This is a genomic window from Streptomyces sp. NPDC002817 (assembly GCF_053592055.1).
On the sequence record NZ_JBSFUY010000012.1, the window covers coordinates 194555 to 215646 of the forward strand.

Annotated in this window: 24 protein-coding genes; 11 read left to right on the forward strand and 13 right to left on the reverse strand. The window is 71.6% G+C overall.

Annotated elements, in window-relative coordinates:
* Nucleotides 1-54 precede the first annotated feature (54 nt).
* The gene (locus tag ACWD3I_RS23790; protein ID WP_365399493.1) at nt 55-1077 is read left to right on the forward strand and encodes a zinc-dependent alcohol dehydrogenase family protein; all 1023 of its coding nucleotides are present in this window, start codon (nt 55-57) and stop codon (nt 1075-1077) included.
* A gap of 19 nt (nt 1078-1096) precedes the next feature.
* On the opposite strand, the gene ACWD3I_RS23795 is transcribed toward ACWD3I_RS23790, so the two are convergent.
* Nucleotides 1097-2062, reverse strand: a complete 966-nt coding sequence (locus ACWD3I_RS23795; protein ID WP_365399491.1) for a pirin family protein — start codon at nt 2060-2062, stop codon at nt 1097-1099.
* A 110-nt stretch (nt 2063-2172) separates the two neighbouring features.
* On the opposite strand from ACWD3I_RS23795, the gene ACWD3I_RS23800 reads away from it, so the two are divergent.
* Genes ACWD3I_RS23800 through ACWD3I_RS23810 form a run of 3 tightly spaced genes read left to right on the forward strand, consistent with a single transcriptional unit; the run spans nt 2173 to nt 3504 of the window.
* Entirely contained in the window at nt 2173-2664 is a 492-nt protein-coding gene (locus ACWD3I_RS23800; RefSeq protein ID WP_365399488.1) for a MarR family winged helix-turn-helix transcriptional regulator, read from the forward strand.
* Nucleotides 2661-3107 carry a MarR family transcriptional regulator gene (locus ACWD3I_RS23805; protein WP_365399486.1) on the forward strand — a complete coding sequence of 149 codons (447 nt, stop codon included), beginning with the start codon at nt 2661-2663 and terminating at the stop codon, nt 3105-3107. The genes ACWD3I_RS23800 and ACWD3I_RS23805 overlap by 4 nt, the downstream gene beginning before the upstream one ends.
* 49 nt (nt 3108-3156) lie before the next feature.
* On the forward strand, nt 3157-3504 hold the full coding sequence (locus tag ACWD3I_RS23810; RefSeq protein WP_171139178.1) for a tetratricopeptide repeat protein: 348 nt from the start codon (nt 3157-3159) through the stop codon (nt 3502-3504).
* A 57-nt stretch (nt 3505-3561) separates the two neighbouring features.
* Here ACWD3I_RS23810 and ACWD3I_RS23815 read toward each other — a convergent pair whose 3' ends face one another.
* Nucleotides 3562-4959 carry a PepSY-associated TM helix domain-containing protein gene (locus ACWD3I_RS23815; protein ID WP_365399483.1) on the reverse strand — a complete coding sequence of 466 codons (1398 nt, stop codon included), beginning with the start codon at nt 4957-4959 and terminating at the stop codon, nt 3562-3564.
* A gap of 139 nt (nt 4960-5098) precedes the next feature.
* Between ACWD3I_RS23815 and ACWD3I_RS23820 the strand changes: the two genes are divergently transcribed.
* Nucleotides 5099-5743, forward strand: a complete 645-nt coding sequence (locus ACWD3I_RS23820) for a peptide deformylase (protein ID WP_365399480.1) — start codon at nt 5099-5101, stop codon at nt 5741-5743.
* Nucleotides 5744-5872: 129 nt separating this feature from the next.
* Nucleotides 5873-7459, forward strand: a complete 1587-nt coding sequence (locus ACWD3I_RS23825) for an ABC-F family ATP-binding cassette domain-containing protein (RefSeq protein ID WP_365399478.1) — start codon at nt 5873-5875, stop codon at nt 7457-7459.
* Between the two features lie 9 nt (nt 7460-7468).
* Here ACWD3I_RS23825 and ACWD3I_RS23830 read toward each other — a convergent pair whose 3' ends face one another.
* Nucleotides 7469-8896 (reverse strand): dihydrolipoyl dehydrogenase family protein, encoded by a 1428-nt coding sequence (locus ACWD3I_RS23830; protein WP_365399475.1) that lies wholly within the window; start codon nt 8894-8896, stop codon nt 7469-7471.
* Between the two features lie 121 nt (nt 8897-9017).
* On the opposite strand from ACWD3I_RS23830, the gene trxA reads away from it, so the two are divergent.
* Complete coding sequence (gene trxA / locus ACWD3I_RS23835; protein ID WP_365399472.1) at nt 9018-9404, forward strand: thioredoxin; 387 nt, start codon at nt 9018-9020, stop codon at nt 9402-9404.
* 64 nt (nt 9405-9468) lie between these two features.
* Here the strand turns inward: trxA and ACWD3I_RS23840 are convergent, their stop codons facing one another.
* From ACWD3I_RS23840 to ACWD3I_RS23850, 3 genes are read right to left on the reverse strand one after another with little or no spacing between them, the layout of a single operon-like run.
* Nucleotides 9469-10647, reverse strand: coding sequence for a 4-hydroxybenzoate 3-monooxygenase (locus ACWD3I_RS23840; protein ID WP_365399469.1), 1179 nt, complete (start codon nt 10645-10647; stop codon nt 9469-9471).
* 33 nt (nt 10648-10680) lie between these two features.
* On the reverse strand, nt 10681-11715 hold the full coding sequence (locus ACWD3I_RS23845) for a LacI family DNA-binding transcriptional regulator (protein ID WP_365399466.1): 1035 nt from the start codon (nt 11713-11715) through the stop codon (nt 10681-10683).
* A 39-nt stretch (nt 11716-11754) separates the two neighbouring features.
* On the reverse strand, nt 11755-12435 hold the full coding sequence (locus tag ACWD3I_RS23850) for a TetR/AcrR family transcriptional regulator (RefSeq protein ID WP_365399463.1): 681 nt from the start codon (nt 12433-12435) through the stop codon (nt 11755-11757).
* Between the two features lie 99 nt (nt 12436-12534).
* Between ACWD3I_RS23850 and ACWD3I_RS23855 the strand changes: the two genes are divergently transcribed.
* The gene (locus tag ACWD3I_RS23855) at nt 12535-13098 is read left to right on the forward strand and encodes an NAD(P)H-dependent oxidoreductase (protein ID WP_266819701.1); all 564 of its coding nucleotides are present in this window, start codon (nt 12535-12537) and stop codon (nt 13096-13098) included.
* Nucleotides 13099-13200: 102 nt separating this feature from the next.
* Here ACWD3I_RS23855 and ACWD3I_RS23860 read toward each other — a convergent pair whose 3' ends face one another.
* Both ACWD3I_RS23860 and ACWD3I_RS23865 read right to left on the reverse strand, forming a co-directional pair.
* On the reverse strand, nt 13201-13851 hold the full coding sequence (locus ACWD3I_RS23860) for a DUF7691 family protein (protein WP_365399459.1): 651 nt from the start codon (nt 13849-13851) through the stop codon (nt 13201-13203).
* 33 nt (nt 13852-13884) lie between these two features.
* Nucleotides 13885-14790: a LysR family transcriptional regulator gene (locus tag ACWD3I_RS23865; RefSeq protein ID WP_365399457.1), complete on the reverse strand. Its 906-nt coding sequence runs from the start codon at nt 14788-14790 to the stop codon at nt 13885-13887.
* Between the two features lie 114 nt (nt 14791-14904).
* Here ACWD3I_RS23865 and ACWD3I_RS23870 point away from each other — a divergent pair, with 114 nt between their 5' ends.
* Complete coding sequence (locus tag ACWD3I_RS23870; protein WP_365399454.1) at nt 14905-15138, forward strand: hypothetical protein; 234 nt, start codon at nt 14905-14907, stop codon at nt 15136-15138.
* On the opposite strand, the gene ACWD3I_RS23875 is transcribed toward ACWD3I_RS23870, so the two are convergent.
* On the reverse strand, nt 15114-15995 hold the full coding sequence (locus ACWD3I_RS23875; RefSeq protein ID WP_365399451.1) for an LLM class F420-dependent oxidoreductase: 882 nt from the start codon (nt 15993-15995) through the stop codon (nt 15114-15116). The two genes, ACWD3I_RS23870 and ACWD3I_RS23875, sit on opposite strands and share 25 nt — an antisense overlap.
* 79 nt (nt 15996-16074) lie before the next feature.
* Entirely contained in the window at nt 16075-17031 is a 957-nt protein-coding gene (locus tag ACWD3I_RS23880) for a TerC family protein (RefSeq protein WP_365399448.1), read from the reverse strand.
* Between the two features lie 226 nt (nt 17032-17257).
* On the opposite strand from ACWD3I_RS23880, the gene ACWD3I_RS23885 reads away from it, so the two are divergent.
* Both ACWD3I_RS23885 and ACWD3I_RS23890 read left to right on the forward strand, forming a co-directional pair.
* Complete coding sequence (locus ACWD3I_RS23885) at nt 17258-18232, forward strand: alpha/beta hydrolase (protein ID WP_365399445.1); 975 nt, start codon at nt 17258-17260, stop codon at nt 18230-18232.
* 76 nt (nt 18233-18308) lie between these two features.
* Nucleotides 18309-19295, forward strand: coding sequence for a helix-turn-helix domain-containing protein (locus ACWD3I_RS23890; protein ID WP_365399442.1), 987 nt, complete (start codon nt 18309-18311; stop codon nt 19293-19295).
* Between the two features lie 12 nt (nt 19296-19307).
* Here ACWD3I_RS23890 and ACWD3I_RS23895 read toward each other — a convergent pair whose 3' ends face one another.
* The 3 genes from ACWD3I_RS23895 to ACWD3I_RS23905 form a co-directional block, all read right to left on the reverse strand.
* Nucleotides 19308-19661 carry a hypothetical protein gene (locus tag ACWD3I_RS23895; RefSeq protein WP_365399439.1) on the reverse strand — a complete coding sequence of 118 codons (354 nt, stop codon included), beginning with the start codon at nt 19659-19661 and terminating at the stop codon, nt 19308-19310.
* A 109-nt stretch (nt 19662-19770) separates the two neighbouring features.
* Nucleotides 19771-20589 carry an NAD(P)-dependent oxidoreductase gene (locus ACWD3I_RS23900; RefSeq protein ID WP_365399436.1) on the reverse strand — a complete coding sequence of 273 codons (819 nt, stop codon included), beginning with the start codon at nt 20587-20589 and terminating at the stop codon, nt 19771-19773.
* Nucleotides 20589-21092, reverse strand: a complete 504-nt coding sequence (locus tag ACWD3I_RS23905; protein WP_365399658.1) for a DoxX family protein — start codon at nt 21090-21092, stop codon at nt 20589-20591. The genes ACWD3I_RS23900 and ACWD3I_RS23905 overlap by 1 nt, the downstream gene beginning before the upstream one ends.

Sequence of the window (21092 nt, forward strand, 5' to 3'; positions counted from 1 at the left end):
CGTGGCGCTTTCCCGCCCGATCACCAGCCCCCCCCACAGCAGGGAGATTCACACATGCGAGGCGTAGTCATGTACGGGCCCGGTGACGTCCGGGTCGAGGACCGCGACGACCCGAAGATCATCGAGTCCACCGACGCGATCGTCCGGCTGACCGCGACCTGTATCTGCGGCTCCGACCTGTGGCCCTACCGCGGCATCGAGCCCGTCGACCACACGAACATGGGCCACGAGTACGTGGGCGTGGTCGAGGAGATCGGCTCCGACGTACGGAGCGTCAAGGTGGGCGACTTCGTCGTCGGGTCGTTCGTCATCTCCGACAACACCTGCGAGATCTGCCGGTCGGGCTACCAGTCCGGCTGTGTGCACCGCGAGTTCGTCGCCATGACGGTCGGCACCCAGGCCGAGATGGCCCGCATCCCGCACGCCGACGGCACCCTCGTCGCCACCCCCGGACAGCCCGACCCGGAGCTCATCCCCTCCCTGCTGGCCGCCTCCGACGTGCTCGGCACCGGATGGTACGGCGCCGTCGCCGCACAGGCCGGTCCCGGCAGGACGGTCGCCGTCGTCGGTGACGGCGCGGTCGGTCTGATGGCGATCCTCGCCGCCAAGCAGCTGGGCGCCGAGCGGATCATCGCGATGTCCCGCCACCCCGAGCGCCAGGAACTGGCCCGCTTCTACGGCGCGACCGACATCGTCGAGGAACGCGGTGACGAGGGCGTCGCGAAGGTCAGGGAACTCACCGGCGGGCTCGGCGCGCACTCGGTCGTCGAAGCCGTCGGCACCGAGCAGTCGACCATGCAGGCGATCGGCGCCACCCGCCCCGGCGGCCACATGGGCTTCGTCGGCGTCAACTACGACGTCGCCATTCCCGGCTTCGACCTCTTCCTCGCCGGCATCCACCTGGAGGGCGGCCCCGCCCCGGTACGCCGGTTCCTGCCCGACCTGATCCAGCTCATCTGGGACCGCAGGATCGACCCCGGCAAGGTCTTCGACCTCACCCTGCCGCTGGAAGAGGCCGCGGAGGGCTACAGGGCCATGGACGAGCGCCGTGCCACGAAGGTGCTCCTCACCCTCTGACCCGCGCGGGATCCGCGGGTCAGCGCACCCGTCCGCGCGGCTTCAGCGGCACCGGCGGGAGTGCGGGAGCGGGCAGGGGAGCACCGTCGTAGCCCTTGACCTCGCCGAAGCGTGAACCGGTCGTCCAGTCCGCGCGGGCCTGTTCGATGTCCTGCTGGGTGCGGCCGATGAAGTTCCAGAACATGATGAGCTCTTCCTCGAACGGCTCACCGCCCAGGAGCATCAGGGAGGCCTCCGACTCGGCGCGCAGCGGCAGTTCGGTGCGGCCGCAGCCGAGGTAGAGCATGGAGCCGGGCAGCACCGGAACGCCGTCCACCCGTGCCTCTCCGGACATGGACAGCACGGCGTACTCGAAGTCCGGTTCCAGCGGGAGGCGTACGTCCGCGCCACCGGCGAGGGTCAGGTCGGCGCCGACGATGGGGGTGTACGTCGTTCCGGGCGAGGTCGCGCCGTCGAGGGCGCCGAGGATCAGGGTGGCCGAGAGGCCGGGTGCCGTGACGACCGGCAGTTCGGCGTGGTGCTCGAAGTGCGGGTCGGTGTGGCGGTCGCTGTCGGGAAGGGCCACCCACAGCTGGGCGCCGTGGAGGTAGCGGGCGTGCGACTTGGGGCTCTCCTCGGAGTGGCTGATGGCTCGTCCGGAGGTCATCAGGCCCAGCTCGCGCGGGTGGATCGTCTGGAGGCTGCCGGTCGAGTCGCGGTGCAGCACCTCGCCCTGGTGCAGCCAGCTCACCGTCTGCAGGCCCATGTGGGGGTGGGGCGGCACCTGCATACCGGGCTCGTCGGCGATGTCGTCGGGGCCGTAGTGGTCGACGAAGCACCATGCGCCGACCATGCGGCGCCCCAGGTTGGGCAGCAGCCGGCGGACCTCGGTGGACTCGCCGAGCTTGACGGTGCGCGGGCTGAGGAGTTCGCGAACGGGCTCCGCCACCACGAAGCCGCGGCCGCCGCACAGGGCGGGAGCCGCCTCGCGATCAAGATTGCTCATGGCGCCCAACCTAGACCCGTGAGCGGCGTCCCGTCAGTCCGTCGTCCGGGCTGTCCGGCCCGTTCGAAAAATAGTAGCCATGTACATAGTAGCCATGTACTGTATTTGTCATGAGCGAGGGTTCCGAGAAGGCGACACCTGGATTCCTGGTGTGGCGACTGTCGATGAAGTGGCGGACCGCGGTGGACCGCGCGATGGCTCCGCTGGGGCTCACCCATGCGCAGTACTCGCTGGTGGCGTCCTTGTACGGCATGCAGCGCGCCGGTGAGCGCCCCAGTCAACGGCGCCTCGCCGACCATGTCGGACTGGAGCCGCTGTACGTGTCCAAGCTGGCGCGCTCCCTGGAGTCCGCGGGCCTCCTGGAGCGCACCCGCGACCCTCGCGACCCACGCGCCGTGCAGCTGGCCCTCACCGAGCAGGGCCGCGACACGACCCGGCAGGCCATCAAGGTCGTACAGGGCCTCCTGGAGCAGTTGCTGGCACCGTTCGGCGGCCAGGACAGCGAGCGCACCCGGGACTTCAGGCACGACCTCGTGACCCTGCTCGACGCACCTCTGGATCCGCTCGCCGTCACCGGCGAGCCCGACAAGGAGCAGTCATGACCACCACCACTCCCCTGCTCAACCCCCGGGTCATAGCCCTGGCCCACTACGCCGCCCGCGGCGTCCTGGAGCGGGTACTGGCCCGCCACGGCGCGACGTTCCAGCAGTCCGTCACCCTGCGGGTCGTAGCCGTCGCCGACGGCCCGGTCGAGCGGGGCCGTGTCGTCGACGGTGTCGTCGGCTCGCTGAAGATCGCCGCCGCGGAGGCCCATACCGTGGTCGACGAGCTGATCGCCGCGGAGCTGCTGGCCCCCCTGGAGCCGTCACGGGTGCGGATCACGGACGCCGGACGGGAGCTGTACGACAGGACGTCCGCCGAGACCGCGCCCATCACGGCCCGGATCTACGACGGCATCCCGACGGAGGACCTCGCCGTCGCCGGACGCGTACTGTCCCTCGTCGCCGACCGGGCCGACACCGAGCTCGCAGCCCTCGGCAAGTAGTGGAATATTGAACCAACTCTCTCCGTTGACGGCCTCGAAGGAGGTCGGAGTGGAGATGACGTACTACGACCACGGAACACCGGCGGAGCGCTGGGAGCGCGCGCGGATGTTCTTCGACGCCAAGGACTACGCCGCCGCGGCGCGCGTTCTCGACGGGCTGGTCGAGGAGGTGCCGGAGCAGACCGGACCCCGGCTGCTGCTGGCCCGCTCCTACTACCACTCGGCCCAACTGCGCCGCGCGGAGACCGAGTTGCGCATCATCGTGGAGCGCGACCCGGTCGAGCAGTACGCCCGTCTGATGCTGGGCCGCACGCTGGAGCGGCAGGGGCGGCACGAGGAGGCCGGGCCGCACATCCGCCTCGCCTCCGCGCTCGCGGGCGACTTCGACACGCTCTGAGCACGACCGCAGGGGCCCGGTTCCGTCATGGAACCGGGCCCCTGTGCTGCCGTACCGTCAGGCCGCCGCGTCGGCGCGCTTCCCCCGCCGGTGACTGATCTCGCCGAGGACGATGTCGACGACGATGAACGCGGCCAGCGGAATGCCGAGAAGCGGGACGTAGTACCCGAGGACCGCGATGGCCGCCACGCACGGCAGCAGGACCAGCGGCGGCACCTTCTGCCAGGCGCCGCGTGGGATCGGACGGCCGAAGGCGGAACCGCGGCCGCGCTGCCACCACATCCGGTAGCCCCACACGATCAACAGGATCAGCGAGAGCGCGAGCAGCATCAGGGTGATCTGGTTGACCAGCCCGAACAGGACGCCCGTGTGCAGGTCGATGCCCCAGCGGGTCAGCTTGGCGAGGACCGGGTGGTCGGCGAACCGCAGCACGTCGGTGACCTGGCCGGTGGTCGGGTCGACGGCCACCGCGTCCTGCTTCGTGGGGTAGCCGCGCCCCACCTGCTTCACCACGTACGTCGACGCGGCGTCGGCGGGCGGGACGATCTCGACCGGGTCACCGAGCCCCTCGGCCCGCGCCGCCGCCAGGATCTTGTCGAGGCCGACACCGTGCTCGGCGTCCCCGGCCGAGCTGGACGCGCCGTGCCCGGAGTGGTCGCCGCCCGCGCTCGCGGAGATCGACGGGGTGGCCTGGTGCAGCGAGGTGCGCAGTACGTCGATGTTGGCGCCGGCGTAGGTGGACCAGGTCAGACCGGTGACCGACAGGAAGAGGAACCCGGCGGCGGCCCAGGCGCCGACGCCGCCGTGCAGGCCCAGGGTGCGGCGCCGCCCGCTGGTCCCGCGCAGCTTGCGCTGGGCCCTGCGGCGGGTGAACCACATCACCAGGCCGGCGCTCGCGATCACCCACAGCCAGCTCGCCGCGAACTCGCTGTAGAGGCGGCCGGTCTCGCCGAGGTGCAGATTGCGGTGGAGCCCGGAGATCCAGGTGCGCAGGGGAAGTGCGCCGGTCGAGCCGTACTGTTCGAGGGCGCCTCGGACCTCGGCGGTGTACGGGTCGACGAAGACGGCGAGGGTGTGGTCGGCGTCGACGCCCTTGACTCCGGACAGCAGGACCCGGGTCGTCGCGTCGTCCTCCGGGGAGGGGCGGACGGCCGCGACGGCGCCCTCGGGGTGGGCCTCGCGGGCGGCGGTGACCTGCTCGGAGATGGGCAGTTTGACGTCACCGACCGCTGCGACGGTCAACTCGTCGGAGTAGACGATCTTCTCGGCCTGGAAGGAAGCGGCGTAGAGGAGTCCGGTGCAGGCGGCCACGAGAAGGAACGGCGCGACGAGCAGCCCGGCGTAGAAGTGCAGGCGCAGCAGCAAGGGGCGGAGCGGCGCCCAACTGCTGCGTGACGGCATCGGATCGGCGGCTTTCTGGGCCTCGTCCGTGGTCCTCGTGAGAGCGGAGGTCATCGGCGGTTCTTTTCTGGGGCAGGGGACGTTTCTCGGCTGTACCGGTCCAGTAGTCGGAGGGAGAGACCTTCGAGTTCCCGGAGATCGAAGTGACCTGCGTCACACATGGGTGCGCAGGGGGGCATGGCATCCTGGCGCGATGGCAACTCCGCGTCATCACGCGCCCCTTGCCGGGCTGGTCGAGGAACTCCTGGCGGGCGAGGGCCCGCTGCCGATCGTGGCTGCCGGTGATCCGGTGCTGCGGCGCGGGACCGAACGGTTCGAAGGCCAGCTGGACTCCGCGCTGCTGGCCCGGTTCGTCGAGGCGCTGCGGATCACCATGCACGCGGCGCCGGGCGTGGGCCTGGCGGCTCCACAGGTCGGCGTGCCCCTGCGGATCGCGGTGATCGAGGACCCGGCGCCGGTGCCGGACGAGATCAGGGTGGCGCGCGGACGGGTGCCGCAGCCGTTCCGGGTGCTGGTCAATCCGTCGTACGAGGCGGTCGGCACCGCGCGTGCCGGGTTCTTCGAGGGCTGCCTGAGCGTGCCGGGCTGGCAGGCGGTCGTGGCACGTCACGCCGAGGTGCGGCTGACCGGCGAGGACGAGCACGGGCGTGCGGTGGACGAGGTGTTCTCCGGGTGGCCGGCGCGGATCGTGCAGCACGAGACCGATCACCTCGACGGCCTGCTCTACCTCGACCGGGCGGAGCTGCGCTCGCTCTCGTCGGGCCAGGCGATGGCGGAGCGATGGGCGCAGCCGACGCCGGCGGAGGCCGCCGAGTCGCTGGGCTTCGCACTGCCGTAGCCGAAAATCGGAGGCGCCGGTCCGTGCGCGTCCCTTACCGTGGCCGCATGTCCACGCCCCGAATTTCCTAGCTGAGGACCCGCCTACACGCCACCCGTGTGTCCTCTTGCTTGTTCGGAGCGTTCTCTCATGATCACCGTTCGTGGTGTCGACGTGCGCGTCGGCGCGCGTCTGCTGCTGTCCGACCTCTCCTTCCACGTCTCCCCCGGTGACCGCATCGGCCTGGTGGGCCGCAACGGCGCCGGAAAGACCACCCTGTTGAACACCTTGGCGGGTACCCTGCGCCCCGCCGCCGGGACCGTCACCCGCACCGGCGCGGTCGGTCACCTCCCCCAGGACTCCCGGGCGGCCGACGCGACGGTCACCGTCACCGACCGTGTCCTGTCCGCGCGCGGCCTCGACCGGGCCGTGCGCGCCCTGCGCCGGGCCGAGGCGGCGATGGCCGACGGCACGCAGCGCGCGATGGACGCCTATGTGCGCGCCGAGGCCGACTTCCAGGCCCGGGGCGGGTACGCCGCCGAGGCCGAGGCCGCCCGCATCGCCGCGGGCGTCGGTCTGCCGACCCGTCTCCTGGACCAGCCGCTCGGCGCGCTGTCGGGCGGTCAGCGCCGCCGTGTCGAGCTGGCCCGGATCCTGTTCGCGGACCACGGCACCCTGCTGCTCGACGAGCCGACGAACCATCTGGACGCGGCCTCGATCGGCTGGCTGCGCGCCTTCCTGGCGAACCTGCGGTCGGGACTGGTCCTGATCAGCCACGACACGTCCCTGCTGGCCGACACCGTCAACCGGGTCTTCCACCTGGACCCGCACCGCGCCACGATCGACATCCACAACACCGGCTGGGACGCCTGTCTCGCCCAGTGCGAGGCCGACGAGCGGCGCCGTACCCGGGAGCGGGCGAACGCCGAGCGCAAGGCGGCGTCCCTGCACGCACAGGCCGACCGGATGCGCGCCCGGGTGTCGACGGCGACGGCCGCGAAGAACATGGCCCGGCGCGCCGACCGGCTGCTCGGCGGCCTCGAACCGGTGCGGCGGACCGGCAAGGTGGCCAGGATCCGGCTGCCCGAGCCGGAGCCCTGCGGCAGGATCCCGCTGGCAGCGATCGGCCTGACGAGGTCCTACGGCGGCCGTCGCGTCCTCGCGGGCGTCGATCTGGCCGTCGACCGGGGCAGCCGTCTGGTCGTGCTCGGGCCCAACGGAGCGGGAAAGACGACCCTGTTGCGGATGCTGGCGGGCCGGGACACCCCGGACGCCGGCCGGGTGGTCCACGGGCCCGGACTGCGTCTCGGGTACTTCGCGCAGGAACACGACACCCTGGACCGGGAGTCGACGGTCGGCGCGCATCTGGCGGCCGCCGCCCCTCATCTGACGGACGGTGAACTGCGGCGTGCGCTGGGCTCGTTCCTGTTCTCCGGGGACGACGTCGACAAGCCGGTCGGTGTCCTGTCCGGCGGCGAGAAGACCCGCCTCGCCCTGGCGGGTCTGGTGCACTCCGGTGCGAACGTCCTGCTCCTGGACGAGCCCACCAACAACCTGGACCCGGCGTCCCGCGCCGAGGTGCTGGCCGCGGTGGGCACGTATCCGGGCGCGGTCGTCATGGTGACCCACGACGACCGCGCCGTACAGGCGCTGCGCCCGGACCGGGTGCTGCTGCTCCCGGAGTCCGAGGAGGACCTGTGGCACGAGGACTACCTGGAACTGCTCACGCCCGCGTGAGCACCGGCCTCAGTTGTCGCGGTAGCTCTCCAGCAGCCGCAGCCACACCTCGCTGATCGTCGGATAGGACGGCACGGCGTGCCACAGCCTGCTGATCGGTACCTCTCCGGCGACGGCGATGGTGGCGGAATGGATGAGTTCGCCGACGCCAGGGCCGACGAAGGTGACACCGAGGAGGATCTCGCGCTCCAGGTCCACGACCATGCGGGCGCGGCCCCGGTAGCCGTCGCCGTACAGGCTCGCCCCGGAGACGTTGCCGAGCTCGTAGTCGACGGCGCGGACCCGGTGGCCCGCCTGTTCGGCCTCCGCCAGGGAGAGGCCGACGGCGGCGGCCTCCGGGTCGGTGAAGACGACCTGGGGTACGGCCGAGTGGTCGGCGGTCGCGGCGTGCGCGCCCCAGGGGGCCGTCTCCAGGAGGGGGGCGCCGGAGGCGCGGGCCGCGATGGCGGCCCCGGCGATGCGGGCCTGGTACTTGCCCTGGTGGGTGAGGAGGGCGCGGTGGTTGACGTCACCGACGGCGTAGAGCCAGTCGTTGCCGGTGACGCGGAGGCTGTCGTCGACCTCCAGCCAGGAGCCGGGTTCCAGGCCGACGGTGTCGAGGCCGATGTCGTCGGTGCGCGGGGCGCGTCCGGTGGCGAAGAGGATCTCGTCGGCCTCGATGCGCTCGCCGGCGCCGGTGACGACCACGACGGTGCCGTTCTCCCGGGTCACCGAGGCGACCGAGGTGCCGGTGCGGACGTCGGCGCCCGTCTCGGTGAGGCCCTGGTGGACCAGTTCGCCGGCGAAGGGCTCCATGCGGTTCAGCAGGCCCTTGCCGCGGACCAGGAGGGTGACCCGGGAGCCGAGGGCCTGCCATGCGGTGGCCATCTCGGTGGCGACGACCCCGCCGCCGACCACGACCAGCCGGCCGGGCGCGGCCTTGGCGCTGGTGGCCTCCCTGCTGGTCCACGGCTTGATCTCGTCGAGTCCGGGGAGGTCGGGCAGGACGGCGCGGGTGCCGGTGCTGACGACGACTGCGTGCCGGGCGGTGAGGGTCTTGTCGCCCACGGTGACCGTGCGGGGGCCCGTGAGGCGGCCGTGGCCGCGGTAGAGGTCGGCGCCGATGCCCTCGATCCAGCGGACCTGGCCGTCGTCCTTCCAGTGGGAGGTGTACTCGTCCCGTCGTGCGAGGACCGCGGCCGTGTCGAGGGGGCCCTGCACGGCGGGGGCGAGACCGGGCAGGCGTCGGGCGTCGGCCTGGGCGATGACCGGGCGCAGCAGGGCCTTGCTGGGCATACAGGCCCAGTAGGAGCACTCGCCGCCGACCAGCTCGCTCTCCACGACCGCGGTGGAGAGACCGGCCGCACGGGTGCGGTCGGCGACGTTCTCCCCCACGGGCCCGGCACCGAGCACCACGACGTCGTAGGTGGTGTGCACAGTGGATTCCGTTTCCGTCATGGGGTCAGTCTTACGGGTGGTGTGCGCTCAGGCCACATGGGTACGCGCGCGGAATACCTACTCGGCCTGCCGTGTTTGCGACGACGGCTTCGCCCCGACATCAGGAAGAGGGATTCACGCCATGAGCAAGACCGTGGAGCTCACCAAGGAGAACTTCGACCAGACGGTGACGGACAACGAGTTCGTGCTGATCGACTTCTGGGCGTCCTGGTGCGGGCCGTGCCGTCAGTTCGCGCCCGTCTACGACAAGGCCGCCGAGGCGAACCCGGACCTGGTCTTCGGCAAGGTGGACACGGAGGCGCAGCCGGAGCTGGCGGCGGCCTTCGGGATCCAGTCGATTCCCACACTGATGATCGTCCGTGACCGGGTGGCCGTGTTCGCCCAGCCGGGCGCGCTGCCGGAGGCCGCGCTGACCGATGTGATCGGGCAGGCCCGGAAGCTGGACATGGACGAGGTCCGCAAGTCGGTCGCCGAGCAGCAGGCCAACGCAGAGCAGAACGGCCAGTAGCCGTACGGCTGTTGAGACGGCTGTTGAGACGGCTGTTGAGACACCGCATCCCGGGGGTCGGGGCTCACCACTGAAGGGGAAGTCCCGTGTAGTTCGCGGCCAGTTCGGCGGCGGCGTGCCGGGATGCGGTGATCCGGCGCAGCCGCGCCAGCTGCATGCGGTGCTCGAAGGGGTCCGCGTCGGGCCGGGTGTGCAGCATCGTCGTCATGTCGTACGAGAATCGGGTCGCCTGCCAGACGCGGGCGAGGCACGACTGCGAGTAGGTGTCCAGGAGTTGCTCGGAGCCGGTGCGACGCAGCTCGGCGAAGGCGCGGCCGAGCAGGCGTACGTCGGACACCGCGAGGTTGAGGCCCTTGGCGCCGGTCGGCGGGACGATGTGGGCGGCGTCGCCGGCCAGCAGGAGCCGTCCGTGACGCATCGGTTCGTGGACGTAACTGCGCATCGGGGTCACGGACTTGGCGGTGATCGGGCCGCGGCGCAGGGTCCAGTCGGCGTCGATGGCGAAGCGGGCGGTGAGTTCGTCCCAGATGCGGTCGTCGGACCAGTCGTCCGGGTCGGTGCCGTTGGGGACCTGTAGGTACAGGCGTGACACATGCGGTGAGCGCATACTGTGCAGGGCGAAGCCGCGCTCGCCGCGGGCGTAGATCAACTCGTCGCAGGACGGGGCGACATCGGCGAGGATCCCGAGCCAGGAGTACGGGTAGTCGTGCTCATGGGCCCGGCTCACCCCGGCGGGGACGGTGTCGCGGGCGATGCCGTGAAAGCCGTCGCAGCCGACGACCCAGTCACAGTTCAGGGCCTGTTCCCGGCCCTCGTGCACAAACCGCACGACCGGTGCCGCGGTCTCCGGCTTCTCGATCGCGAGCGCCTCCGCCTCGAACAACAGCGGTGGCCCGTCGGCCAGTTGCAGGGCGACGAGGTCCTTCACGATCTCGGTCTGGGCGTAGATCGTGACGGTGCGGCCGCCGGTGAGGACCGGGAAGTCGATGTGGTGGCGTTCCCGGTCGAAGCGCAGCTCGATGCCCTGGTGGACCAGGCCCTGCGCCTCCAGGCGCTCGGCCGCGCCGCACTCGCGCAGGGCGTCGACCGTGCCCTGCTCCAGCATTCCGGCACGCTGGCGCTGTTCGACGTACTCGCGCGTCCTGGCCTCCAGGACGACGCAGTCGATGCCCGCGCGGTGCAGCAGGCGGGCGAGGAGCAGTCCGGCGGGGCCGCCGCCGATGATGCCGACCGTCGTGCGCATGGCACGCCTTCCGTGAGTGACGGCCTCAGACTCTCAGCTGGACTCGCGGTGCACCACCGTCGCTCCCAGCACCTTGTGCGTCTCGGGCACGGCGCCGGGGTTGCGCACCGCCCGGTCGACCAGCTCGGCGAGGTCGCGGCCGGAGGGCAGTTCGAGGTGGACCGTGCTCAGTCTGGGCCGCAGGAGCCGGCCGATCATCAGGTCGTCGGCGCCGATCAGCGCCGTCTCGCCGGGCACGTCGATCCCCTGGTCCTGGAGGGCGCGCATCAGCAGCATCGCGTACTCGTCGTTGTACGCGAACACCGCGTCCAGGTCGAGGTCGCGCCAGCGGGCGGCGAGCCGGGCGCCGGCCTCCTCGGTGTGGGCGAGGGGCAGATGGGTCACGGTGGCGTCGGTGCCGCGCAGGGCGTTGCGCACGCCTTCGAGGCGGGGCAGCGAGAAGGCCTCCAGGCCCGCCTCCTCGGGGACGACGACGCCGATGCGGCGCCGGCCGCGCTCGTACAGGTGGGTGCCGGCGCAGTGGCCGACCGCCTCGTGGTCCATGAGCAGGGCGTGGGCTCCCTCGACGGACTCGGGGCCGAGGGTGACGACGGCGCGGGCGCCGGAGCGTTTGAGGACCGCGACGCCCTTCGGGCCGAGCCCGGCGCCGGGCACCAGGACGGCGACCGGGCGGAGTTCGGCCCAGGCGCGGGCGGCCTCGTCGCCGTGCAGTCCGACGCTGCCGTGCTGCACGACGGTGTAGTCGAGGCGGCTGAGGGCCCACTGGAGTTCGTTGATGAACTGGCCGTAGAGCTGGCCGACGGGGATGGTGGGGGCGGGCATCAGGACCAGGCGGCTGTGGCCGGCGCGCAGGCTGCGGGCCGCCGCGTGCGGCACGTACCCGAGTTCCTTGGCGGCCTCGTGCACACGGCGGCGGGTGGGCTCACTGATCCGGACGGCGCTGGTGTTGTTGAGGACGTAGGAGACGGTCGCGCGCGAGACGCCGGCCAGACGGGCCACATCGGCGCTCGTGGGAACCGAGCGCGGTGCGGGCGGCGCGGGGGCGGGCGTTTTCGGTATCTGCACCATGACGTGACGCATCTTTGCAGAACCTGTACGAGTCGCCTCTCAGTGGGTCGCCCCGGCGCCCGTCACGCGAGCCACCAGATCGGCCCAGCCGGCCTCCAGGCGCTCCATCGGCATCCCGCACTCCCTGGTCAGGTGGTGGATCAGGGCAGGGTCGAGATACCCGAGCAGTGTCCGGGCCAGCAGTTCGCAGTCGGCGTCCGGCACGATCTGGCGCAGCAGGACCGTGACGTGCATGGTGAGCGCGCGGTGCGACGGGTGGGAGAACCGGCGGGTGGGCTCCGGCTCGGCGGCGAGGTGGAGGTCCAGCTGCTCGGCCGTGCGGTACAGCACCGCCACACCGAACGCCCGCAGCCGGTCCAGGGGCGGCGACCCGGGGCCCAGGGGCGGCGGGCCGCCGAGGAAGTCCTCCTGCAGCTTCTTCGCCGAGTGGTCCAGCAGCGCCATCAGCAGGCCGGTGCGGTCGCCGAAGCGGCGGAAGACCGTTCCCTTGCCGACCTGGGCGGCGGCGGCCACCGCCTCCATCGTGACCCCGGCGGCGCCGTGCTCGGCGATCAGCCGGGCGGCCGCCTCCAGCAGCCGGGCCCGGTTGCGCGCGGCGTCGGCACGCAGGCAGGGCTCCTCCTCGGGTGTGCCGAGCTGCAGCAACTCGGCCTCACCCGCAGGTTCCTGAGGCCTGGGAAACGGCGGCAGAGAGGCGGACATGACGACAGCGTAAAGCATCGGGAATGAAACTGGACCGCGGTCCGGTTAGGGTGATAGAAGTTAAACGGACCCCGGTCCGTATTTGTGACGGCACTGTTTCAGCATCTTGGAGTTCGTATGTCTGTTCGCATCCTTGCGCTCGTCGGCAGCCTTCGCGCCGGTTCGCACAACCGCCAGCTGGCCGAGGCGGCGGTCAAGTTCGCTCCCGAGGGTGCGAGTGTCGAACTCTTCGAGGGCCTGGCCGAGATCCCGTTCTACAACGAGGACATCGACGTCGAGGGCAGCGTTCCGGCCCCGGCCGCCAAGCTGCGTGAGGCCGCCCAGGCCGCCGACGGCTTCCTGCTCTTCTCCCCCGAGTACAACGGCACCATCCCGGCCGTCCTGAAGAACGCCATCGACTGGCTGTCCCGCCCCTACGGCGCCGGCGCCTTCGGCGGCAAGCCGGCCGCCGTGGTCGGCACCGCGTTCGGCCAGTTCGGTGGCGTGTGGGCGCAGGACGAGACCCGCAAGGCGCTGGGCATCGCCGGCGCCACGGTGCTGGAGGACGTCAAGCTCTCCATCCCCGGTTCCGTGGTCCGTTTCGCCGAGACCCACCCGGCCGACGACGCCGAGGTCGCCGCGCAGCTGACCGAGGTCATCGCCCGTGTGCACGGCCACGCCGGCGAGACCGCTGCCGCCTGATCATCTCCTCGCGGCGAGGGGCCTGAGCTCATGGAGCTCCGGCCCCTTTCTCATGCCCGTACGACCTCACGCCCGCACGGCCCCTCACGCCCCCACGACGGTTCAGTCCGTGATCGAGAAGAAGATCGTGTCCTGGCTGTACCAGTCGATCGACTGCGCGGACCGCCACTCGTCGTGCTCGAACTCCAGCTGTCCGGCGAGCTGCCCGAGCTCGTAGGAGAAGGCGCCGTCGACGCGGTCCAGGACGGCGCGGTAGGCGTCCGCGGCGGGCTTCGCCCTGGCCAGCGGGAGGCGGCCGATGCCCGGGGTGCCGTCCACCGGATACGGGATGGGGAACGGGATGCCGTCGGGCGGACCGGCGAACAGGTAGTCGCCCGGCAGCAGGTCGGCGGGGACGCCGAGGCGGCGCAGCTCGTCGTCCATCAGTCCGAAGAAGGTCGAGGGCTTGGAGAAGGTGCCCAGCTGGTACGGGTCGCTGCCGTTCCTGTCGATGATCTTCTGCAGAGCGGCGTAGTAGGCGTTGCCCGCGCACTCGGCGTCCGAGTCGGCGCGGCCCGCTATGAGGTGGTCCAGCGCCTCGGGGACGGTCAGGCCCCAGTCGACGCCCTGCCGTTCGAGGTCGGCCTGGTGCGCCTCGGCGTACTTGCGGACATTGCCGAGGATGCGCTGCTGGTCCCTCGTCGGTTCGCCGGCACCGAGGAAGCCGATGATGTCGTTCTGGTCGGCGGTGGTGTAGCTGATGTTGCGACTCATGATCCCCATGGTGCCAAAGGGCACTGACAACGCTCAGGCCACAGCGGTGGACGCCAGCTCCCGCAGCTGCGTCAACGCGGCCTCGACCGCGGGGCGTTCACGTCCGGCGCGCCGCGTGCAGGTGAGCAGCTTGCGGTGCGGATTGCCGGTGCAGGGCACCCGCGTGACGGGCAGGTGCGGGGCGAGTCGGGCGAGGCGCGGGATCAGCGCGACGCCGAGCCGGTGGGCGACGAGATGGGCCGTGACGTTCCAGTCCACGGCGTGGTGCACCACCGCGGGGCTGAACCCGGCCTCCGCGCACGCGGAGATGACGTGCGGGCGGCAGGGGCTCTCCGGCATCGGGGCGATCCAGTCCTCGTGCGCCGCCTCCGAGAGGTCGACGTGCTCGCGCCCGGCCAGCGGATGATCGGCGGGCACGACGAGGTCGAACGGGTCGTCCAGCAGCGGCTGTTGGTCGAAGCGGGGGTCGTTCAGCGGCGGGTTGTGCGGGGTGGCCTCCACGATCGCGAGGTCGGTCTCGCCCTCGAAGAGCAGATCGAAGCTCTCCGGCACATCCGCCTCCTGGATCCGCACGCTCAGCCGCGGATACCGCTCCTTCAGCCGCACCGCCATCGGCGCCAGCAGTACCGAGATCGCCACCGGGTAGCCGCTCACCCGCAACGGCCCGCCGGGCGCGCCTTGTTCGGCGCGCAGATCGAGTTCCGCCTGTTCCCAGCGGGCCTGGATGGCGTCGGCGTGCGCCAGCAGGCTCTCGGCCGCCGGGGTGAGACGGATTCCCCGGCCCTGTGGTTCGAGGAGGTCGACGCCGAGGTCGCGGGCGAGCTGGCGGATCTGCTGGGAGGCGGCGGACGGGGTGAAGTGCAGGGCGCGGGCGGCCGCGGTGACCGTGCCGTAGTGCGCGACCGCGCGCAGGACGTGGAGCCGACGCAGATCAATCATGAAGTCCACGCTTCAAGGTGAGGTCCGGAAAGTCAACCTGGACGTGTACGAAGCGTGCGCTGCACCCTGGATGTGTCGCGACGGTCAACCGACCACGACGTACGAGGAGTCCCCATGACCAGCCCGACCGGCACGACCACGGCCGGCACCGTATGCCCGCACTGCGGATGGCCGGACGGCGCCGAGCCCTTCCAGGTGGTGTCCCGGCACGCCACCGCGGCGGGCCGCACGGTGTGGACCCGCTGCGGCTGCGGCTCGCTGCAGGTGCGTGTGGTCGACGACCGCGGGATGCGGATCGTCTCCCGCAGCGGGCCCGCCGTCCCTCAGTCGAGTCCGGCCAGCCGCTGAACGGCGGGGGCCGCGAACCGCTCGATGAACGCCGCCGGCTCCCCCGTGCGCGGAGAGAGGATCACGGTGTCGATACCGAGCTTGGTGTAGCCCGTGATGTCCTGGGTGAAGGCGTCGAGGTCACCGGTGGTGAGCGGGTCCCCGGAGTAGGCGACGGTCTTGCGGATCGCGTCGTAGTCGCGGCCCTCGGTGTCGCAGTGGCCGCGCAGGACGTCGAGCTTGTGCGCGACCTCCTCGGGTGTGGTGGTGAACAGGTTGCAGGCGTCGCCGTACCGGGCGACCAGCCGGAGCGTCTTCTTCTCGCCGCCTCCGCCGATCATGATCTCGGGCCGCGGGTCGCTCACCGGGGCCGGCACGGACAGCGTCTCGGCGAGCCGGTAGTGCTTGCCCTCGAAGGGGCCGTTCGCGTCCGGGTCCCACATCTGCAGGCAGATCCGCAGGGTCTCCTCCAGCCGCTCGAAGCGCTCGGCGACCGGGGGGAACGGCACACCGAGGCCCGCGTGCTCCCGGTCGTACCAGGCGGCGCCGATCCCGAGGGTGGCCCGGCCGCCGGACAGGACGTCCAGCGTGGTGGCGATCTTGGCGAGCAGTCCGGGGTGCCGGTACGACACCCCGGTCACCAGAGCGCCGAGCTGGACCGTCGAGGTGCGGGCCGCGAGATAGCCGAGGGTCGTGTAGGCCTCCAGCATGGGGTCCTCGGCCCGGTCGTTGAACTCCATCTGGAAGTAGTGGTCCATCACCGACAGCCAGCTCAGGCCCGCGGCCTCGGCGGCGTCGCCCGCCGCGGCGAGTTCGGCGCCGAGCGCGGGCCCTCCCCCGGGATGGTCGAACCGGTTGATGTGCACGCCCACGCGCATGGCCGTCTCCGTTCACCAAGGTCGTAACCGACCCTGGTGACGCTAGGTCTTGGAGCGCTCTCGAAGTCAAGAGGCTCGGCTAGGAGACCAGCTCCTCCTGCTTCCTGGAGGCCCTCAGGCTCGTGAAGGTCGTGACGGCCAGAACGAGCACGATGAAGCCGAGCGAGAAGGGGATGCTGATCTCGGGCACATGGACGCCGGACTCGTGCAGGGCGTGCAGCACGAGCTTGACGCCGATGAAGCCGAGGATGATCGACAGGCCGTAGCTGAGGTGGACGAGCCTCTTCAGCAGACCGCCGATGAGGAAGTACAGCTGGCGCAGCCCCATCAGCGCGAACGCGTTCGCCGTGAAGACGATGTACGGGTCCTCGGTGAGGCCGTAGATGGCGGGGATCGAGTCGAGTGCGAACAGCACGTCCGTGGAGCCGATCGCGAGCATCACGACCAGCATCGGGGTCATGACCCGCTTGCCGTTCTCCTCGATCCACAGCTTGGTGCCGTGGTAGCGGTCGGCCACGCCGAAGCGCCGCTCGACCATCTTGAGGAGCTTGTTCTCCTGGTACTCCTCCTCGTGCTCGTCCTTGCGGGCGTCCTGGACGAGCTTCCAGGCGGTCCAGATCAGGAAGGCACCGAAGAGGTAGAAGACCCAGGAGAACGTGGAGATGATCGCCGCGCCGGCCGCGATGAACCCGGCGCGCAGCACCAGGGCCAGCAGTACGCCGACCATGAGGACCCGCTGCTGGTACTGCGTGGGCACCGAGAACTTCGCCATGATCAGGACGAAGACGAAGAGGTTGTCGACGCTCAGCGACTTCTCGGTGATGAACCCGGCGAAGAACTCACCGGCCGGCTTTCCGCCACTGAAGATCAGCAGGCCGATGCCGAAGAGACAGGCCAGTACGACCCAGACGACCGTCCAGATGCCGGCTTCCTTGATCGACACGTCGTGGGGCTTGCGGCCGATGAAGAAGTCGACGGCGACGAGCACGCACAGGGCGGCTACCGTCAACAGCCAGACGGAGAGGGACACGTTCACTTGTTACTCCTGGTACGTGTGGGGCCTTCACAGGGTTGTCTCAGGTTCTGATCCCTTCCACCCCTGACAGGTGAACAAAAGGTCATGACATGGCAAGGTCCCGGGGGCACTCCGGTGCCACCCGCCGGACGGCGGGCAGGTTCCGCCGTACGGCGGCGCCCCGGACGACGGGCGGGGCGCGAATCATGTCGGCATGAGCCGCCGCGTTCCCGCGTGAGGAGAAGACATGACCCTGGTGCCGCCGCCGTTCGACCCGGAACTTGCCGGAGCCCTGGAACTGATCAAGGAGTTCGTCTCCCCGGGGATGACCCGGGAGGACATCGAACAGATACGTCAGGGCCCCGCCATCCAGATGCTGGCCGAGCTGGACCTGACGCTCGACGGCTTCTTCAAGGTCGAGGACCGCGTGGTGCCGGGTCCCGAGGACGCCCCCGAGATCTCACTGCTGATCTGCCGCCCCACCGTGCCCTCGGCCGCGGGTCCGCGCCCCGTCGTCTATCACGTGCACGGCGGCGGCATGGTCCTCGGCACCAACCGGGTGGGCGTGGACGTGGCGCTGGCCTGGGCGAAGGAGCTGGACGCCGTCGTGGTGTCGGTGGAGTACCGGCTGGCCCCGGAGGACCCGTACCCCGCGCAGATCGAGGACGTGTACGCCGGTCTGGTGTGGACGGCGGAGCACGCCGGGGAGCTGGGGGCCGACCCGGAGCGGATCGTCCTCGCGGGCGCCAGCGCGGGCGGCGGACTGTGCGCGGCCCTCGCCCTGCTCACCCGGGACCGCCAGGGGCCGCGTCCGATCGGCCAGGTGCTGATGTGCCCGATGCTGGACGACCGCAACGACACCCCGTCGTGTCACCAGATGGCGGGCCTGGGCGTCTGGGACCGGACGGCCAACGAGACCGGCTGGACGGCACTGCTCGGAGACCGGCGCGGCGGCCCGGACGTGCCCGCGTACGCCGCGCCGGCCCGCGCCGAGGACCTGACCGGGCTGCCTCCGGCGTTCCTGGACGTGGGTTCCGCGGAGACGTTCCGGGACGAGGTCGTCGCCTACGCCTCCCGGATCTGGCAGGCCGGCGGGATCGCCGAGCTGCATGTGTGGCCGGGCGGCTTCCACGGCTTCGACGGTTTCGCCCCCCAGGCGGCACTGTCCCAGCGGACACGGGCGGCGCATCTGGACTGGCTGCGCAGGCTCCTCGAGGCGTGACCGTACGGCACGGCTCACCGCCCGGTGTGAGCCGCGGGGCTCCCCGGCCGGGCCCCGCATACCGCACCATGGACCCATGAAAGAGCTGGCCGGGCGCCTGACCGCGCTGGACCCGGACGCCGGTGCCGCCGTCCGGGTGATCGCCTACTTCGACCGGCTGGCCGAGTCACGGGCCGGTCTGGAGGCACTGGTGCGCGGGGCGGCCGTACTGGCCGGGGTGCCCGCGCGGCTCGTCGACGCGGACCGGCGGGTGCACGTGCGCGTGGAGGCCGACGGCACGCGCCGCGACTCCGCTCCGCCACCGGATCCGGCCTGGCCGTCGGCGGCGCTGGCGCCCGGCGGGGTGCCCGCGCTGTGGCTGGAGCGGGCGGCCGAGCCCAGCGTGGTGGACGCCGTGATCCTGGAACGGGCCGCCGGTGCCGTGCGGCTCGTCCTCGACCGCACCCGCGGCCGGGCCCCGGTCGACGATCCGGCTCTGGTGGAGACGCTGCTCGACGCCACGGCCCCGGAACCGGCCCGGCTGCACGCGGCGCGGCGCCTGGGCCTCGACCCGGCGGTGGCCGCGCGCGCCGTGGCCGCCGCCGGCGGCCTGCCCCGGATCGTCCCCGAGCCGCGCGGCACGGAACTTCCCGCCGGCCGCCTGGGGCTGGGCCCCGCCGTGCCCGTGCTCGACCTGCCTCGGTCCTGGGCCGCCGCGCGCACCGCGCTGCGGTTCACCGCGGAGGGCAGCGCGCAGGATCCCGGTCAGCGTGTGGTGTACGCCGACGAGCTGGGCGGCACGGCTCTCCTCGCCGATCTCGTCGTCCCGGGGGCCGAACCCCCGCCCGACGTCGTCGCGTTGGAGTCCGCGGCCGCGGCGACGCCGTGGCTCCTGGTCACGCTGCACGCCGTCGCGTCGACGGCGAGTCTGCGGGCGGCCGCCGCGGAGATCAACGTGCACCACTCGACGCTCCAGGACCGGCTGGTGCACGCCGAGCATCTGCTGGGCTGGCCGGTGCGCACCCCGCAGGACCGGTTCAGGCTGCAACTGGCCCTGACGATGCGCCACTTGGCCCGCTCGTAGACGCGGCCACCGTCACCGGAACTCGTGGACGACCTCGATCTCGCCGACGATGTGCGCGTTGAACTCGTCGAGCTCCTCGGCCGGCACCCACAGCTCCAGGATCGTCTCGCCGCCCGCCTGCTGGACGGGGTAGCGGCGCAGGAAGTCCGAGTCGACCTCGAAGCGGGTCACGAAGCCGGCACCGTCGTGCTTGACGTTCCAGTCCCGGGCGATCTTCACGGCGTAGTCCTCGTTCAGGACGGGGTAGAAGATCGGCTGCTCGGGCAGCCGGGGCGGCCAGGCACACCAGTTCAGCTCGCGGACCAGATCCAGCTCGACGGGGCCGGTGGGGCGCCAGAGGGTCGTCGTCGGTCGGGGGCCGGTCATGGCGGTCGCGCTCCGTACGTGGTCGAGGTGCGTGATCGATGTGCGTGGTCGATCGGAACGCGGCGACCCTACCGGTGGCGGCGAGGCGCCGACCACCGGGTTTCGCGGCTCAGCGCAGCTGGTTCATGAGGGCCAGTGCCTCCTCCGCGGCCGAGGTGACGACCCCCGTGGACGCGTCCGCGGTCGTGGCGACGTCGGTCAGCAGGCGGACGTCCTTGCGGAGCAGTGGTCCGGCGTGGGCGGCCAGCCGGTCGAGGGTGCCGCCCGCGGCGGTGACCCGGTCCAGGGCGAAGCTCCTGCCGCTGCCGTGGGAGATGACGCGGGCCAGGGCGGTGGGGTCGACGGCCAGGTCCCGGCCGAGGGCAAGGGTGCTCGCGGCGGTGGCGAGGTGGGCGGTGAACAGGACGTTGTTGAGGAGCTTGGCCACCTGTCCGGACCCCAGCGGGCCCATGTGGACGACCGGGTCGCCGTAGGTCTCGAAGACCGGGCGGCAGTAGGCGACGGTGCCCTGTTCTCCCCCGGCCATCACCACCAGCCTGCCCTCCGCCGCGGCCGGTCCGCCGCCGCTGACGGGTGCGTCGATCAGGGTGACCCCGTGGGTGCGGGCGATGTCGGCGAGGCGGCGGCAGGTGTCGGGGTGGACGGTGCTGTGCACGGCGACGACCCCGCCCCGGCGCAGGCCCGACAGGACACCGGAGCCGCCGGTGAGGACCTCTTCCACGTCGGCGTCGTCGACGACGCACACACAGACCAGGTCGCTGACCGAGGCCAGTTCGGCGGGGGACCCGGCGCGCTTCGCGACGGTGTCCTCGAAGGGGAGCAGGGTGGCGGGCCGTCGCGCCCACACCGTGGTCTCGAATCCCGCGTCCACGATCCGTCGGGCCATGGGGGCGCCCTGGCTGCCCAGACCGATGAATCCGACTCGCATCAGCGTGCCTCCTGCTCGGGGGGTTCAGGACGCCAGAACACGGCGAGCAGTCCCGCCGTCGCCACCACGGCGACGCCGAGGGCGAGGACACCGCCCGCCCAGCCGGTGACGTCGATGCCGCTCGCCTCGTCCACCGAGAGACCGCCCGGTCCCAGTACGGCCAGCGCCAGCGCGACCACGGCGAGGGTGAGGACGTACTCGTAGCCCTCCTTGAAGACGAAGAAGCCGTTGCGGCGGTGGGCGAGCAGACCCGCCACGAGCATCACCGAGACGACGGCCGCGCACGCCAGCGGGGTGAACAGGCCGAGCACCAGCAGCGCTCCGGCGCCGATCTCGGTGACGACGCTCATCCAGGCCTGGAGTGTGCCGTTGCGCAGGCCCAGGCCGGTGAACCAGCGGGCGGTGCCCTCGATACGGCCGCCGCCGCGCCAGTGGTTCAGGCCGTGCGCGATCATCACGACGCCCAGGACCAGCCGTATCAGCAGCAGCGCGAAGTCGTCCAT